At 66.6% G+C, this 13,449-nt stretch carries 13 protein-coding genes; 5 read left to right on the forward strand and 8 right to left on the reverse strand.

The features are described 5' to 3' along the window. Positions 1–101 precede the first annotated feature (101 nt). Together C8K36_RS23700 and C8K36_RS24955 are read right to left on the reverse strand one after the other, a co-directional pair. Positions 102–1,124: a helix-turn-helix transcriptional regulator gene (locus C8K36_RS23700; protein WP_107987489.1), complete on the reverse strand. Its 1,023-nt coding sequence runs from the start codon at positions 1,122–1,124 to the stop codon at positions 102–104. 199 nt (positions 1,125–1,323) lie between these two features. Further along, positions 1,324–1,707 carry a hypothetical protein gene (locus tag C8K36_RS24955; RefSeq protein WP_181319703.1) on the reverse strand — a complete coding sequence of 128 codons (384 nt, stop codon included), beginning with the start codon at positions 1,705–1,707 and terminating at the stop codon, positions 1,324–1,326. A 94-nt stretch (positions 1,708–1,801) separates the two neighbouring features. On the opposite strand from C8K36_RS24955, the gene C8K36_RS23705 reads away from it, so the two are divergent. Beyond that, on the forward strand, positions 1,802–4,189 hold the full coding sequence (locus C8K36_RS23705; protein ID WP_181319704.1) for a pentapeptide repeat-containing protein: 2,388 nt from the start codon (positions 1,802–1,804) through the stop codon (positions 4,187–4,189). 164 nt (positions 4,190–4,353) lie between these two features. Here C8K36_RS23705 and C8K36_RS23710 read toward each other — a convergent pair whose 3' ends face one another. From C8K36_RS23710 to C8K36_RS23720, 3 genes are all read right to left on the reverse strand, one after another. After that, entirely contained in the window at positions 4,354–5,292 is a 939-nt protein-coding gene (locus C8K36_RS23710) for an alpha/beta fold hydrolase (protein WP_258195576.1), read from the reverse strand. Positions 5,293–5,546: 254 nt separating this feature from the next. After that, complete coding sequence (locus tag C8K36_RS23715; protein ID WP_258195577.1) at positions 5,547–6,353, reverse strand: IclR family transcriptional regulator; 807 nt, start codon at positions 6,351–6,353, stop codon at positions 5,547–5,549. Positions 6,354–6,397: 44 nt separating this feature from the next. Continuing rightward, positions 6,398–7,174: an SDR family oxidoreductase gene (locus tag C8K36_RS23720; protein ID WP_107987491.1), complete on the reverse strand. Its 777-nt coding sequence runs from the start codon at positions 7,172–7,174 to the stop codon at positions 6,398–6,400. Positions 7,175–7,353: 179 nt separating this feature from the next. Between C8K36_RS23720 and C8K36_RS23725 the strand changes: the two genes are divergently transcribed. Then, positions 7,354–7,923 carry a TetR family transcriptional regulator gene (locus tag C8K36_RS23725; RefSeq protein ID WP_146176534.1) on the forward strand — a complete coding sequence of 190 codons (570 nt, stop codon included), beginning with the start codon at positions 7,354–7,356 and terminating at the stop codon, positions 7,921–7,923. Positions 7,924–7,967: 44 nt separating this feature from the next. Beyond that, positions 7,968–8,393, forward strand: coding sequence for an SRPBCC family protein (locus C8K36_RS23730; protein ID WP_107987493.1), 426 nt, complete (start codon positions 7,968–7,970; stop codon positions 8,391–8,393). A 66-nt stretch (positions 8,394–8,459) separates the two neighbouring features. On the opposite strand, the gene C8K36_RS23735 is transcribed toward C8K36_RS23730, so the two are convergent. Next, on the reverse strand, positions 8,460–9,716 hold the full coding sequence (locus tag C8K36_RS23735; RefSeq protein ID WP_146176535.1) for a hypothetical protein: 1,257 nt from the start codon (positions 9,714–9,716) through the stop codon (positions 8,460–8,462). A 155-nt stretch (positions 9,717–9,871) separates the two neighbouring features. On the opposite strand from C8K36_RS23735, the gene C8K36_RS23740 reads away from it, so the two are divergent. Beyond that, entirely contained in the window at positions 9,872–10,426 is a 555-nt protein-coding gene (locus C8K36_RS23740) for a Fur family transcriptional regulator (RefSeq protein ID WP_107987495.1), read from the forward strand. Further along, positions 10,423–11,889 (forward strand): catalase, encoded by a 1,467-nt coding sequence (locus tag C8K36_RS23745; RefSeq protein ID WP_107987496.1) that lies wholly within the window; start codon positions 10,423–10,425, stop codon positions 11,887–11,889. Before C8K36_RS23740 ends, C8K36_RS23745 begins: the two co-directional genes overlap by 4 nt. Before the next feature lie 237 nt (positions 11,890–12,126). Here C8K36_RS23745 and C8K36_RS23750 read toward each other — a convergent pair whose 3' ends face one another. Next, on the reverse strand, positions 12,127–12,771 hold the full coding sequence (locus C8K36_RS23750) for a recombinase family protein (protein ID WP_420910938.1): 645 nt from the start codon (positions 12,769–12,771) through the stop codon (positions 12,127–12,129). 196 nt (positions 12,772–12,967) lie between these two features. Then, on the reverse strand, positions 12,968–13,357 hold the full coding sequence (locus C8K36_RS23760; protein ID WP_107987497.1) for a MerR family transcriptional regulator: 390 nt from the start codon (positions 13,355–13,357) through the stop codon (positions 12,968–12,970). Positions 13,358–13,449: the final 92 nt, after the last annotated feature.

Here is a 13,449-nt window from a genome sequence, read left to right on the forward strand (position 1 = left end):
GCCGGAGTCCTCGACACGACAGAGAGCAACCTCGTCATGTCACGCCGGGGTGCCACGGCGTGCATTTCGGGTGACAGATGCTGCGCTACAACGTCATACGGTCATATTGCGGAAGGGTGCCGCGTCGGGTTGAGGGACGCTGCGCCGACGGCATGCTCGCGTGAGGCGCTCCAGGCGGCGCCGAGTGAGAATTGGCTCGACACGCCGTAGTGGCGCATGGCGTCGGCGACCCGACGCCGTCCTGTTCGGGCAGTCAATCCGAGGGCGGTCGATGCGGATTCCATCGTCATTCCCGAATTCATCAGTCGCAGAATCGGATCCCACGGGTTCTCCCATGAGTGATTGTGTCCGGTGACCGGTACCGCTTCCTCCCAGATGCGCTCGTAGATCCACGTCATCGTGGCTGCGAGTGTGGGGGATTGGATCGACATGACGCTGCTGGGCCATGCCTCTCCCCAGGTGAAGGGGATGCCCACACTCGTTTGGTCGAGTATCCAGAAGAAGCTCGGTGGGTTGGGGTGCATCCGAACCTGCGAGCCGGCGTCGATCTCATACGTGATCTGGCTGCGTCCGAGCTCGGAGTTTGCGTCGGCGGCGCTGACGATCATGCGGATGTCGTGGCCGGGTGCGGCGTTGTCCTCCCAGTACGAGCCGTAGTTGGCGGCGCGGAGAACTTCGAACAGTGGTCTGGTGTCGGGCAGGCACGAGTAGGAGGCGCGGGGTTTGGCGCGTGCGGCCTGCAGCCGGTACATGTCCGGGGCCGCAAACGGGCCGTGCATGACGTCGATGGGTAGGTCGTGGGCATCGGTGTTGCCGTGCTGCCAGGCCTGCAGCAGCTTCGGCAGTGTGCGGAGTATTCCTTGGGTCTTCGCAATGCTCGAGTCGAGATCATGCGAGAGGCCGGTGAGGATCTGGTGAGTGACGTCGGCGATGGTGGCGTCAGGGCGCCGATAGGTGATGACTCCGTCTGCGAGGGAGAGGAATCCGAGCTCACTGAGTCGCGAGACTTCCTGCTCCGTCGCCTCGACGCTGCGGCCTGTGGCCTCGGCGAGTTCGGCGATCGTCTCGATCCGGCGGCGCAGTGCGATGTCGAGGAATTCTGCGAGTTCGGTGGTGCGGTTCATTCACAAGCTCCTGCGTCGGGGGTGGTCCTCACGGCTGCGCTGCACGGTGCATGAACGATGTATGGCCGAATGTGTCCATCGTCGAAGACCGGCCACAAATCGCACTATATCCATGTCGTCTCCGATGTTTGTTTCACTGCCCGGTTCCTCGCCGGCGGGTTTGCCGCGTCATCGAACGTGTCTTCCAACGCTCAATCCATCACTGGCTCGAGCGCGGAGTGCCTGGACAGCCATGCGCTGCCGCGATCTGCAGATGTTGGCCATTACCGGCCAAACTTGTTTCGTGGCCACTAAAGCCCTCGTTTTCACTGTTATGGTGCGAATTCGTTGGGCCGACCATCCGGTTTTCTATTCGTTTTCGTGTGCGGTCTCGGCTCTTCACCGTCTTCACCCCTGCGGACACCACCAGAGAAGGCAACACCACGATGACGACAACCGGACACCACCGATCCCGTAGGCGCACGGTCCACAGACCAATCAGCGCTGCGCTCGGCGTGATAGCTCTCGCAGCCTCAATAATGTTCGGGACAGCGGTCGTACCCGCCTCGGCCCAGCCCGAGGTTCTGAACGGCGTCCAGTTCATCACCAGAGTGTGCGGAAATTACGTCGCCAACCCCACCCTCGGGAACGCGACCGATTGCACTGGCAAGGATCTCAGGAACTGGACCCTGGGCGACGTGAACCTGAACTTTGCGAAGATGACCGGCGCGGACCTGCGTGGCTCGACCCTGTACGGCGCAACCCTGATCAGCGCGGAACTGAACGGCGCGAACCTCACCGGCACGGGCCTGACCGGCGCGGGTCTGACCAACGCATCGCTGAGCGGCGCGAACCTGACCAACGCATTGCTGGATGGCACGCACCTAGACGGCGCGAACCTGGCCGACGCGACCCTGGACGGCGCGAACCTGGGCGGCGCGAACCTGACCCGCGCGAACCTGACCGGCGCGACTCTGGCCCGCGCGAGCCTGGCCCGCGCGAACCTGACTGGCGCGAGCCTGGCCGGCGCGAACCTGACCGGCGTGAACCTGACCGATGCGAGACTGACCGGTACATCTGCAATTCCGGCCAATATCACTGCGACCACCGAATCCACAGACGGCGCCGTCGTCACCTGGGGCTCACCCGTCATGCCCGTCGGACTGACGTTCGGCGAGTGCGACCCTCCCTCCGGGACGATGTTCCACGTCTATCTCCCGACCGCGACCGTGACCTGCACCGTCACCAGCTCGTTCGACGGCGCTCCGACAACAGGCACCGGTACCTTCACCGTCAGGGTCGACCCCCTATTTGTCGCACCCGTCTTCACCAACCCCCCACAAGCGCCGCTGAAGGCTGGAGTCGGCGTGCCTTTCACCTACACGTTCGATGTCACCGGAATACCCGAGCCCACCCTCGCCCTCACCGTCTACAGCCGACCCGACTGGTTCACCCTTACCGGCAGAACCCTCACCGGAACACCCGATGCTGCCGGTAGCTACCCCGTCACCATCACCGCACGTAACGGCTACGACCCGTACGGCACAGTCCTGAACTTCACCATCGAAGTCACCGTCGAGACTCCCGCCCAGACGATTGCCAGGGTGTGTGGAAACTATGTTCCCAACCCCACACCCCAGAGTTTCACCGATTGTTCCGGTAAAGACTTGACCGGAACACGACTGAGCGACATGAACGCGAAATTGAACCTGAACTACGCGAATCTGGACAACGCGGTCCTGGCCGGCGCGAACCTGTCCTTCGCGAAACTGACCAGAGCGAGACTGACCAACGCGACACTGACCAACGCGACCCTCGACGGCGCGGACCTGGACGGCGCGACCCTGGCCGGAGCGAACTTGGCCGGCGCGAACCTGTACTTCACGGACCTGACCGGCGCGAACCTGACCGGCGCGAGCCTGTCCGGCGCGAACCTGAACCGCGCGTACCTGACCGATGCAAACCTGACTGGCGCGAACCTGGCCGACGCGAACCTGACCGACGCGGAACTGTCCGACGCGAACCTGACGGGTTCCTCTGTAATTCCGTCCGACATCACGGTCACCGCCGCATCCGCCGACGGCGCCGCCGTCACCTGGGTCACCCCCGCCATGCCCACCGGACTGGCGTTCGGTATCTGCACCCCGGCCTCCGGAACAACGTTCCCGGTCGGTCGCACCTCCGTCACCTGCACCGTTATCGGCATGTTCAACGGCACTCCGACGACAGGTTCCGGTACCGCCACCGTCACCGTCAACGCTGCCCCCGCTGCCCCCGCCTTCGCCGACAGCACTCCAGTGACGTTGTCAGGGACCGTCGGAACCGAATTGCCGCACACGTTCACCGTCACCGGAACACCTGTCCCGCAGGTCAGCGTCACTGCCGGTGAACTACCCGACGGCTTGACCTTGAGCACTGCCGGCGTCCTGTCCGGAATACCCACTACTCCCGGACTCATCTCCTTCACGATCACCGCCGCCAACGGCACCGCCCCCGACGCGACCTTGCAGGTCAACGCGACCATCGCCCCCGCGCCCGAGACGCCCGCGCAGATCATCGCCAGGGTGTGCGGAAATTACGTTCCCAGCCCCACCCCCGAGAGCTTCACCGATTGTTCCGGTAGGGACCTGACCGGCACCAACCTCACAGGTGCAACCCTCACCGGCGCCAACCTCGCGGGCACGGATCTGACCGGTGCCGACCTGACCGCCGCAGATCTTTACCACGCCAATCTGACCGGTGCGGACCTCGAAGGCGCGACCCTCACCGGCGTCACCCTCACCGGTGCGAACCTGACGGGCACATCCGCAATGCCGGCCGACATCACCCAGACCGCCGAATCCCCTGCAGCCGCCACCACCTGGACTACCCCCACCGTGCCCACCGGACTGACCTTCGGTACCTGCACCCCGGCCTCAGGGACGGTATTCCCCGTCGGCACCACCACCGTCACCTGCACTGTCACCAGTGTGACCGGTGACGTCCTGACAACAGGTACGGGTACGTTCACCGTTACCTCGACACCGGCGGTTGAGCCGCCCGCAGCCGGGTTCCTCGGCTCACTGGGCCCGATCTTCGCAAGCTGACATGAGTTGAGTCAGCCCTTCACGAACACTTCCGGAGATACCGGCGATGCCCCTCACCACATGTCGTGAGGGGCATCGCCAGCTTTTGCCGAACGGCGGTTGACTGCTTGTACAGGTGGACCGGTCGCCGCGCGAGAACTGATTGCTCCTCGCAACGTTGGTTGTCATCGAGTCGGGACCTGCTCCTCGAGGAACTGCTGCGTCGACTCGGCAATTGCGGCCGTGTGGGCGTGGAACAGATAGTGGTGGCTGTCCATGATCGCGACCTGCTGGATTGCCGGGTTGCTGATCGCAGCGCGATGCGCGGATTCCCATTCCGGTTCCAGTTCGAGCGAGGAGACGGCGAGGATCGACAGGGCGGGCAGGGTGGTCGGGAACATGAAACCCTCAGCCGCTCGGACATTTTCAGCGTTCCGTGCCATCTCGTCCAGCACGGTCGGATTCAGCACCCACGAGTACGCGCGCAGGTACAGCTCCTGCTGCTCCGGGGTGTATTCGGCCGCGTCGCCGAGGCTCTCCCGGTAGTCGGCCACCAGCCCCAGGTAGTCGGTGCTGTTGTCCAGTGCGATGAGGTCTCGGGTGCCACCGACGGCGTTGACGGCGGCCATCCACTTCGGCCAGTCCGGGGAGTCCTGGGCGCCGCCGGAGGTGTAGCGCTCGTCGTCGAGACCGACTACGGCAGCGACCTCGTTCGGGTGGTGTGTGGTCCACCACATTGCGTACAGGCCCGAAATGGAATGGGGCATGAGGACGTACGGGCCGTCGAGGTCCAGTGTCGTCAGCGCGGAACGGATCTCGTCGACGATCGCCTCGCTGGTGCGGGGAGTGTCGGTGCCGTCGCTCAGTCCCAGTCCGAAGGGTTCGACGGTGACCACCGTGTTCTGCTCAGCCAGACGCTCTGCGAGAGGGGCGAATCCGATAATCGGTTCCGGCGTGCCCAGGCCGGGCAGCAGAACGATGGTTCGCGGTCCCGAACCCTGCACCCTCACGCTCATCCGATGCCCGTCCACCTCGACATATCGGTGTTCGGCGCCGATAAACTGCTCGATGGCCTGCTTGTCGCGCGGTGTCCGCCACCAGTGGAATCCCGCCGAAACAGTCACGGCCACAACGATTGCCAGGACCAGTCCAGCGAACATCCATCGCACCACACGAAACAGGCGACGCTTCGGCTTCGGAGATGGCGATTCCACTGTTCCGCTTGATGATTCGTTGTCGATCCGCCCGTCGGATGGCGTCTCGGCGACGGTTGGATCAGGCCTCCCCGGTATCCCCATGAGGCCAACCTATCCGACGTCGGCCCCGCGGCGGAGAGGTTTTACTACATTGCGTAGTAATAGGAGGGCTACCGACTACGTCATGCAGACAGCAGGTGCACCGACGAGATCAGGGCGGCCGCAACGGCCCGTCCGGCGTCGAGTACCAGCGGCGCACACCGCTCGAGGCGTGCGGTGTCGGCGAGCGTGCCGCACAGCGACACTGCCGCGAGGGTCCCGCCGTCGACGCGGACGGGGGCGCCGACGCAGGCGGACGTGCTCGACGATTCGGCCCGGGCGAACGCCACCCCGCGGCGGGCCCGGGTGCGGCCCAGGTCGCGGTGCAGTGCGGGCAGGTCCGCGATCGTCCGGTCGGTGCAGCGGCGCAACGGTTCGCTGCCGTACACGAGGTCGACCTGCTCGGGGACGAGGCTCGCCAGGATCGTCTTCCCGGCGGCCGTTGCATGCGCCGGAACCCGGCCCCCAACACGGGCATTCGTCGGCGAGTCGGGCCGCACCCCGATCCGGTCGAGACAGAGGGTATCGGTGCCCTCGAGCACGCCGAGGTACACGACCATGCCGGTCCGGTGGTGCAGTTCGTTGAGGACCGGCGCCGCGGCCGCGCGGATCTCGCCGTGGTGTCCCTCGCCGCTGCCGAGGCGGTGCAGGCGCGGACCCAGGTGGTAGCCGCCGGGGGAGTGCTCGACCCAGCCGAGACGCAGGAGCGAGTCGAGGATGCGGTGCACGGTCGACCGCGGCAGGCGGGTGCGCCGGGCCAGTTCCTCGAGCGGTACGCGCGAGGAGAACCCGCCGAAGGCGTCGAGGATGACCGTCATCCGGTCGACCATCGACGGCGGCACCGCACCGCCCACCGGTGGGATGCGAGATCCCTGATCGATTGTCGTCACGATCGTTCCTTTCCGTGCTCCCCCGGTCGAATCGTGGTGCGGGGCTACCAGGTCTGGTCGCCGCGCAGGACGGCGTCGGCGCCACCGTCGACGAAGATCACTTGACCCGTCACGTGCGAGTTCTCGGGGGAGGTGAGCCAGGCCAGTAGCGGAGCGACCTGTTCCGGGCGGGCGTGGCCGTGCAGCGGCATCGGGACGGCGCCGTCGATGGCCTGCCGTCCGGCCTCGGTGTCGAGCATCGCCTGGATCATCGGGGTGACGATGGTGCCCGGGGCGATCGCGTTGAGCGGGATGCCCGCGCCCGCCCATTCGGGGGTGATCGCAGCGCGGCGTACCCAGCGCGCGATCGCGGCCTTCGACGAGCCGTAGACCAGGGCGCCCGCGCCGCTGTCGACCGCGGCGCGGGCCGCGTCCACCGCGGCGGCCTCGTCGCCGGCCAGGGCGGCGTCGACGATCGCGGGATCGTTCGGGTGCACCGACGCGACGGACGAGATCACGACCGCGCGCGGATCGGACCCGGCGGCGAGCAGGGGGCGCAGGCCCTCGAGCGTCGCGACCGCGCCGAAGTAGTTGACCTTGATGGTGAGGGGATCGAAGAGGGCCACGCCGGCGCATGCGACGACGCCGTCGAGGCGTCCGCCGGTGAGTTCGCGAGCCTGCTCCACGAGGGCCGCGCGACCCTCCGGGGTGGCGAGGTCGGCCGTGATGTCGGCGTCACGCAGGTCCGCGCCGATCACGTGGATGCCCTGCTCGCGCAGGTGAGCGGTGGTTGCGGCGCCGATTCCGGAGGCGCTGCCGGTGACGAGGAATGTGCGGGGCATGTCCTGCCCTTTCGACTCGGGGGATGGCCTGGGGGTGACCGGCCTCACGAACCAATTGCCAGTCTGTGCCATATTGCCAGTCTGTGCCACCCTGCTACTGTGTGTCAAGACACATTCGGAGGTATCTCGTGGAACGCGACCAGCGCGGATTGGCCGAGCGGCGGCGTGATGCTGTGCGCATGGACATTGCGAAGGCCGCCGCGAAACTGTTCATCGCCGACGGCTTCGATTCGACGTCCGTCGAGGACATCGCCCAGCGCGCGGGGATCTCGGTGCGCACGTTCTACCGGCACTGCGAGGCCAAGGAGGACACCATCACGCCGGTGCTCACCTCCGGCATCAGGGACTTCGCGGGAAACCTCGCGGGCCGTCCGGCCGACGAGTCCGTGGCGACCGCCGTGCACGAGGCCTTCGTCGAGTGCCTGCGTCAGGATCGGTACGCGGGACTCGTCTCCACCCGGGACCTCTTCGTGATCCTGACGTCCGTGCCGGGCATTCGAGCCCGGTGGATGGTCGCGGCCCACGATCTCGCCGACGACATGCGCGCCCACCTCGCGGAGCGGGCGGGGCTGGACCCGTCGGGCATCGAGGCGAGACTGTTGTCGCACACGCTCATCGGGGCCCTCACCGTTGCTCTCGAATACTGGGTGACGTGCGACCCCGGCGATCCCGCCGGTCCCGCCGACGTCGCGGAGCTGGCGGCGTCGGCCCTCTCGGTCCTGCGTCTCGACTTCGATCGAAGCGCTTGATTTCCAACCACATCGGAAGTAGTTCACCAGAAACGGAGACACACATGGCCCGATCACTCGTACGCAGCATCACCGTCGCGGCCGACGCGGACAGCGTCTGGTCCCACATCGGCAACTTCGACGGCCTCGGCACCTGGCATCCCAGCGTTCCGCCGGCCGAAATCGAGGGCGACCCGACGCAGGTCGGTTCGATCCGCACCTTCTCGGTGGACGGCCGAGTCGTCGCGCGCGAAGAGCTCGTCGCCCGCGATCCCGAGGCACGCAGCTACAGCTACGAGGTGCTCGATCCGATGCTGCCGATCAGCGACTACGTCGCCACACTCGCGGTGGTCCCGCAGGGCGACAAGTCCGAGATCCGTTGGAGCGCAGAGTACAAGTCCGAGGACGAGGCAGTCGCCACCGTGGAGCAGATCTTCGGCGACGGCGTCTACGTCGCGGGCCTGCAGGCGGTGCAGGAGCACTTCGCCTGATCTGTTCCGGAAACCAACTGAAGGGTCCCTTCACGCGCTGACCGCGCATGAAGGGACCCTTCAGCTCTACTCGGGGTGGGGGTCGGGATCGGGCGACGGCATCTGAAGGATCGGGACGAGGTCCCGGTTGGCTGGGTCTGCGTACGGGTCGGGTTGGATCCAGCGGACGTCGCCCCGGGTGCGGGTCTCGAGGTCCACCGATTGTGTGGTGCCGCTGGGGGATCGGGCGGTGAGCCCGCCGTGGGCGACCCACTCCGTGCCGTCGGGGCCGCGGGCGATGTCGGCCCGACGGGCGGCAGCACGTACCCGTGCGACGGTGTCCGGGTCGTCCACTGCGGTCAGTTGCCGGTCGTCGTCGAGTACGCGGACGGGATGGGGCGGCGGGTCGACGCGCACCACCCCATACCGGCGGTCGAGTCGCATGTGCGGCTTGGTCGTGTCGAGTAGATACAGGCGCCCGTCGTCGACGACGCTTCGCCCGCCCTCGGTGCACACCCGCTCGACGCTCACCGACCCGTCGTCCGCCCGATCGCAGCGGAACACGTCGTGGTCGGACGTGATCCAGCAGCCGTCGCGGTCGGCATGCACGGTGCGGGTCCAGATCACGCGCGGCTGTTCGGCGGTCATCGGCAGTAGGTATTCGACCACCCGCGGCGGTGTCGCCGCGGTATCAACATGCAGCAGAACGGGATCGGCTCGGTCCATCACCCACACGTCGGTCCCGGAGATCGATACCGCGCCGGCGACGAACCGGGGGTCGGTCGCGGGGACGTCGTCGAGGTCCAGGTCGACGAGTACGCCCGTCAAGACGTACGGGTCGTCCTCCGTTGCGGGCTCCTGGCTCGACCAGAAGATGCGCGGCGTCGCCTCGGCGTCGGTCAGGCGCTCGCTGCCGTGGACGAGGCGGGTGCCGGTCGGTGTCCGTTCCCGTCGGTGGCTCACCACTTGCACCTGCCGCACCCGTCCGTGCACGGGCGGGGGACTGTCGGGCCCCACGGTCAAGTCGGCGAAGAGGGTTCCGGGGACCTCGACCCGCCCGGTCGTCGGCCGGTTCGACCACCAGTTGGCAGCCCAGCCGTCGCCGGACAACTCGTGCAGCCAGCGTAGGCCGCTCTCCGGATCGCCTCCGGGCATGTGCCCGTACGCCGGACGCGCGGTGGCCCGGAAGGTCTGCGCATACGACGCGGGTGGGGTCTCCGCCTCACCGAACGTGAGGGGTGTTTCGACGAGGTCGCCCACTGCCGGCGGGGCGAGGGATCGGTCGTCGAGGATCCAGCCGGGAACGAACACGGTGAGCGTGCGATGGGCCGATGCGGTTGTCATCGAAAGAACCCCGCGCACTCGGGAAGGCCGACGGGCGACGCCGTCGGGCGCGGGGGCACCTGGTCGGACCTTACACCGAAGCCTGCCGCCGAGACGTCCTTATCTGGATTTAATCGTTCTTTTGACTTATTCCAGAAAAGGTGCATACTAGGTTCATGCAACAAGGAGAGCACGACTTCGACCCGCGCGCTCGGCTTCGCGACGCCGGTCTACGGGTCACTGCTCCACGCGTTGCGGTTCTGAACACCGTTGCCGCCAATCCGCATTCGGATGCGGACACGATCGCCACCGAGGTGCGCCGCCAGCTCGGCTCGGTCTCGACCCAGGCGATCTACGACGTGCTCGGGGCCTGTGTCCGCGTGGGGTTGCTGCGCCGCATCGAGCCCGCGGGTTCGCCGGCGCGGTACGAGACCCGCACCGCGGACAACCATCACCACCTGGTGTGCCGCTCGTGCGGCACGGTCGTCGACGTCGACTGCGTCGTCGGCCACGCTCCCTGCCTGGAGCCCTCGGACAACCACGGTTTCGAGATCGACGAGGCCGAGGTCGTGTTCTGGGGTCTGTGCGCCCAATGCCGAAGTGATTCGGCGAAAACCGGGGCGCAGGACGTTACCAGCTCACAGAATCAAGACGATGTGCCCGGATCGGGTGGGTCGATCACTTCGAAGACAGCCACAGCCCGTCAGCGCCAAGGAGGCTTCGCAAAATGACGTCCGCACAATCACGTCCGACGACGAACAACTTCGGAATTCCCGTCGCGAGTGACGACGAGTCGCTCACCGCGGGAACGCAGGGCCCGATTCTGCTGCACGACCACTACCTGATCGAGAAGCTGGCGCAGTTCAATCGCGAGCGCGTGCCGGAGCGCATCGTGCACGCCAAGGGCGGCGGCGCTTTCGGCGAACTGGTCATCACCGGTGACGTCAGCAAGTACACCAAGGCGAAGTTCCTGCAGCCCGGTAAGAAGACCGAGTCGCTGGTGCGCTTCTCCACCGTCGCCGGCGAACAGGGCAGCCCCGACACGTGGCGCGACCCGCGCGGTTTCGCGATGAAGTTCTACACCGAGGAAGGCAACTACGACCTCGTCGGCAACAACACGCCGGTCTTCTTCATCAAGGATCCGATCAAGTTCCCCGACTTCATCCGCTCGCAGAAGCGGCTGCCGGGATCGGGCCTGCGCGACCACGACATGCAGTGGGACTTCTGGACGCTGCGTCCCGAGACCGCGCACCAGGTGACGTGGCTGATGGGCGATCGCGGCATCCCGAAGTCGTGGCGGAACATGGACGGTTTCGGTTCGCACACCTACCAGTGGGTGAACGCGGCCGGCGAACGCTTCTGGGTGAAGTACCACTTCAAGACCGACCAGGGCATCGAGTTCCTCACCCAGGCCGAGGCCGACACCCTCGCCGGCTCGGATCCGGACTACCACCGCGCCGACCTGTACAACGCGATCGATCGAGGTGAGTTCCCCAGCTGGACGATGAACGTGCAGATCATGCCGGTCGCGGACGCGGAGGGCTACCGCTTCAACCCGTTCGACCTGACGAAGGTGTGGTCCCAGAAGGACTACCCGCTCATCGAGGTCGGCAAGTGGACGCTCAACCGGAACCCGGAGAACTTCTTCGCGCAGATCGAGCAGGCGTCGTTCGAGCCGTCGAACGTGGTGCCCGGCATCGGATTCAGCCCCGACAAGATGCTGCTGGGCCGCGTCTTCTCGTACGCCGACGCGCACCGGTACCGCATCGGCACCAACTACGCGGACCTGCCGGTGAACGCGCCCAAGGCGCCCGTGAACTCCTACTCCAAGGAGGGCGCGATGCGCTACACGTTCAACACCGCCGACACCCCGGTGTATGCGCCCAACTCGTACGGCGGGCCGCACGCGGATCCGGCGGCGGCCGGTGACGAGGGCCTGTGGGCGTTCGACGGTCATGCGGTGCGCGCCGGATACATCGAGCACCCGGAGGACGGCGACTTCACGCAGGCCGGAACCCTGGTCCGCGAGGTGCTCGACGACGCCGCCCGCGAGCGTCTGGTGAGCAACATCGTCGGCCATGCGCTCGCCGGTGTCAGCGAGCCCGTGCTGCAGCGGGTCTTCGAGTACTGGAAGAACGTGGACGCTGAACTGGGCAAGAAGGTCGAGGAAGGCGTGCGCGCCGGCCAGAAGTGACCGACTGACGAGGAAGGACCCGCTCCGGAGCGTTCTCGGAGCGGGTCCTTCGTCCTTTACTCGTCCGTCAGGGGAGCAGGCCGAACCAGTAGATGACCGTTGCCGCCAGCCACAGAAGCAGAGTGTCCATAACCGCCTCCCGGGTACTAGAGCTTTGTCTCCATCATGCTCCCCGTCGGCGGCCCTGGACAACGGACGCGATCGCTAAGACGGCAAGGGCGCCGACGATCCACGCGGTCAGCACGAGGATCGCGGCCGAGACGCCGTCGTCGTCGAAGCAGGTCCTGGTTGCGCAGATCGTGCGCGTGCTGCGTTGACGTAAGGCGGTTGGCACTCGCCGGTGGGGGAGCCAGTGGGTCCCGCAGGCAGGTCAGGTTCCCCGGCTGGAGGGCCTCGGCGATTTCGGTCTGGGGCATGCCGCCCTCGCGCATTGCGGGCCTGCCTGATCCGGCTGTCGGTCATCTTCCGGGGGCGGCCGCCGACCTTGCCCCGGGCGCGGGCTGCGGCGAGCCCGGCGGAGGTCCGTTCCCGGATGAGGTCCCGTTCGAAGCTGGCGAGGGCGCCGAAGATACTGAAGATGATTTTGCTGCCGGCGGTGGCGGTGGTGTCGCGTTCCTCGAGGTCGGTGATCGTCTGCAGCAGGTGCGGCAGGTTCCGACCGAGTCTGTCGAGCCGCCACACGACGAGGGTGTCACCGTCGCGCAGATGCGAGAACAGGCCGCCGAGTTCGGGCCGGGACGTCGTCGCGCCGCTCGGGGTGTCGGTCCAGATCCGTGAACAGCCCGCAGCGCGCAGTGCGTCGCTCTGCAGATTGAGAGTCCGAGACCCTCGCGTAGCCCAAAAGTTCGCTGACGGGGCGCTGGCGGGGCAAGGATGTTCCATAACCTACCGACAGACGACTTTTCGACGCCGAGGGTGCGCCAGTGGCGGGTCAGGACGAAGGTCAGCTCGTCGTGGGATAGGGGTCGGTAGTGGTGGGCGAACCCGACACGGCTGTAGAGCTGGGCGTGGCGGGAGAAGCGCTTTTCGATGCCGGGCATGCCGATGAGGATCAGCCCGTGTGTACATCGGCCATGCCTTAGTCGGTGGTGTCCCCAGGGGGCTCAGCCTGGCTCGAGTGTTGTTGCGCCTGGCGGAGTTCGGTGTTGATGCGCTCAGCTTCGCTGAGTTGGTCTTCGAGGATGATGATGCGGCAGGCGGACTCGATCGGGGTGCCCTGGTCGATGAGTTCGCGGGCGCGGGCGGCGATGCGGAGCTGGTAGCGGGAGTAGCGGCGGTGACCGCCCTCGGATCGCAGCGGAGTGATCAGTTTCGCGGTGTCGAGGCTACGGAGGAAGGCTTGGGTGACACCGAGGAGTTCGGCGGCCCGGCCCATGCTGTAGGCCGGGAAGTCCTCGTCGTCGAACTTGTCTCCCGGGCTGCTGCTATCTGAGTTCGGTGGAATGTGCGTGTCGCCTTTCGTATGCACGGACGTGGGCCCCGGCGCCTGTACGGCGCCGGGGCCCAAGGGGATTCACTTGAACAGACCGGCCATCAGGCCGGGATACTTACCTGTGCCCC

The organism is Rhodococcus sp. OK519 (assembly GCF_003051005.1).
Lineage (GTDB): Bacteria > Actinomycetota > Actinomycetes > Mycobacteriales > Mycobacteriaceae > Prescottella.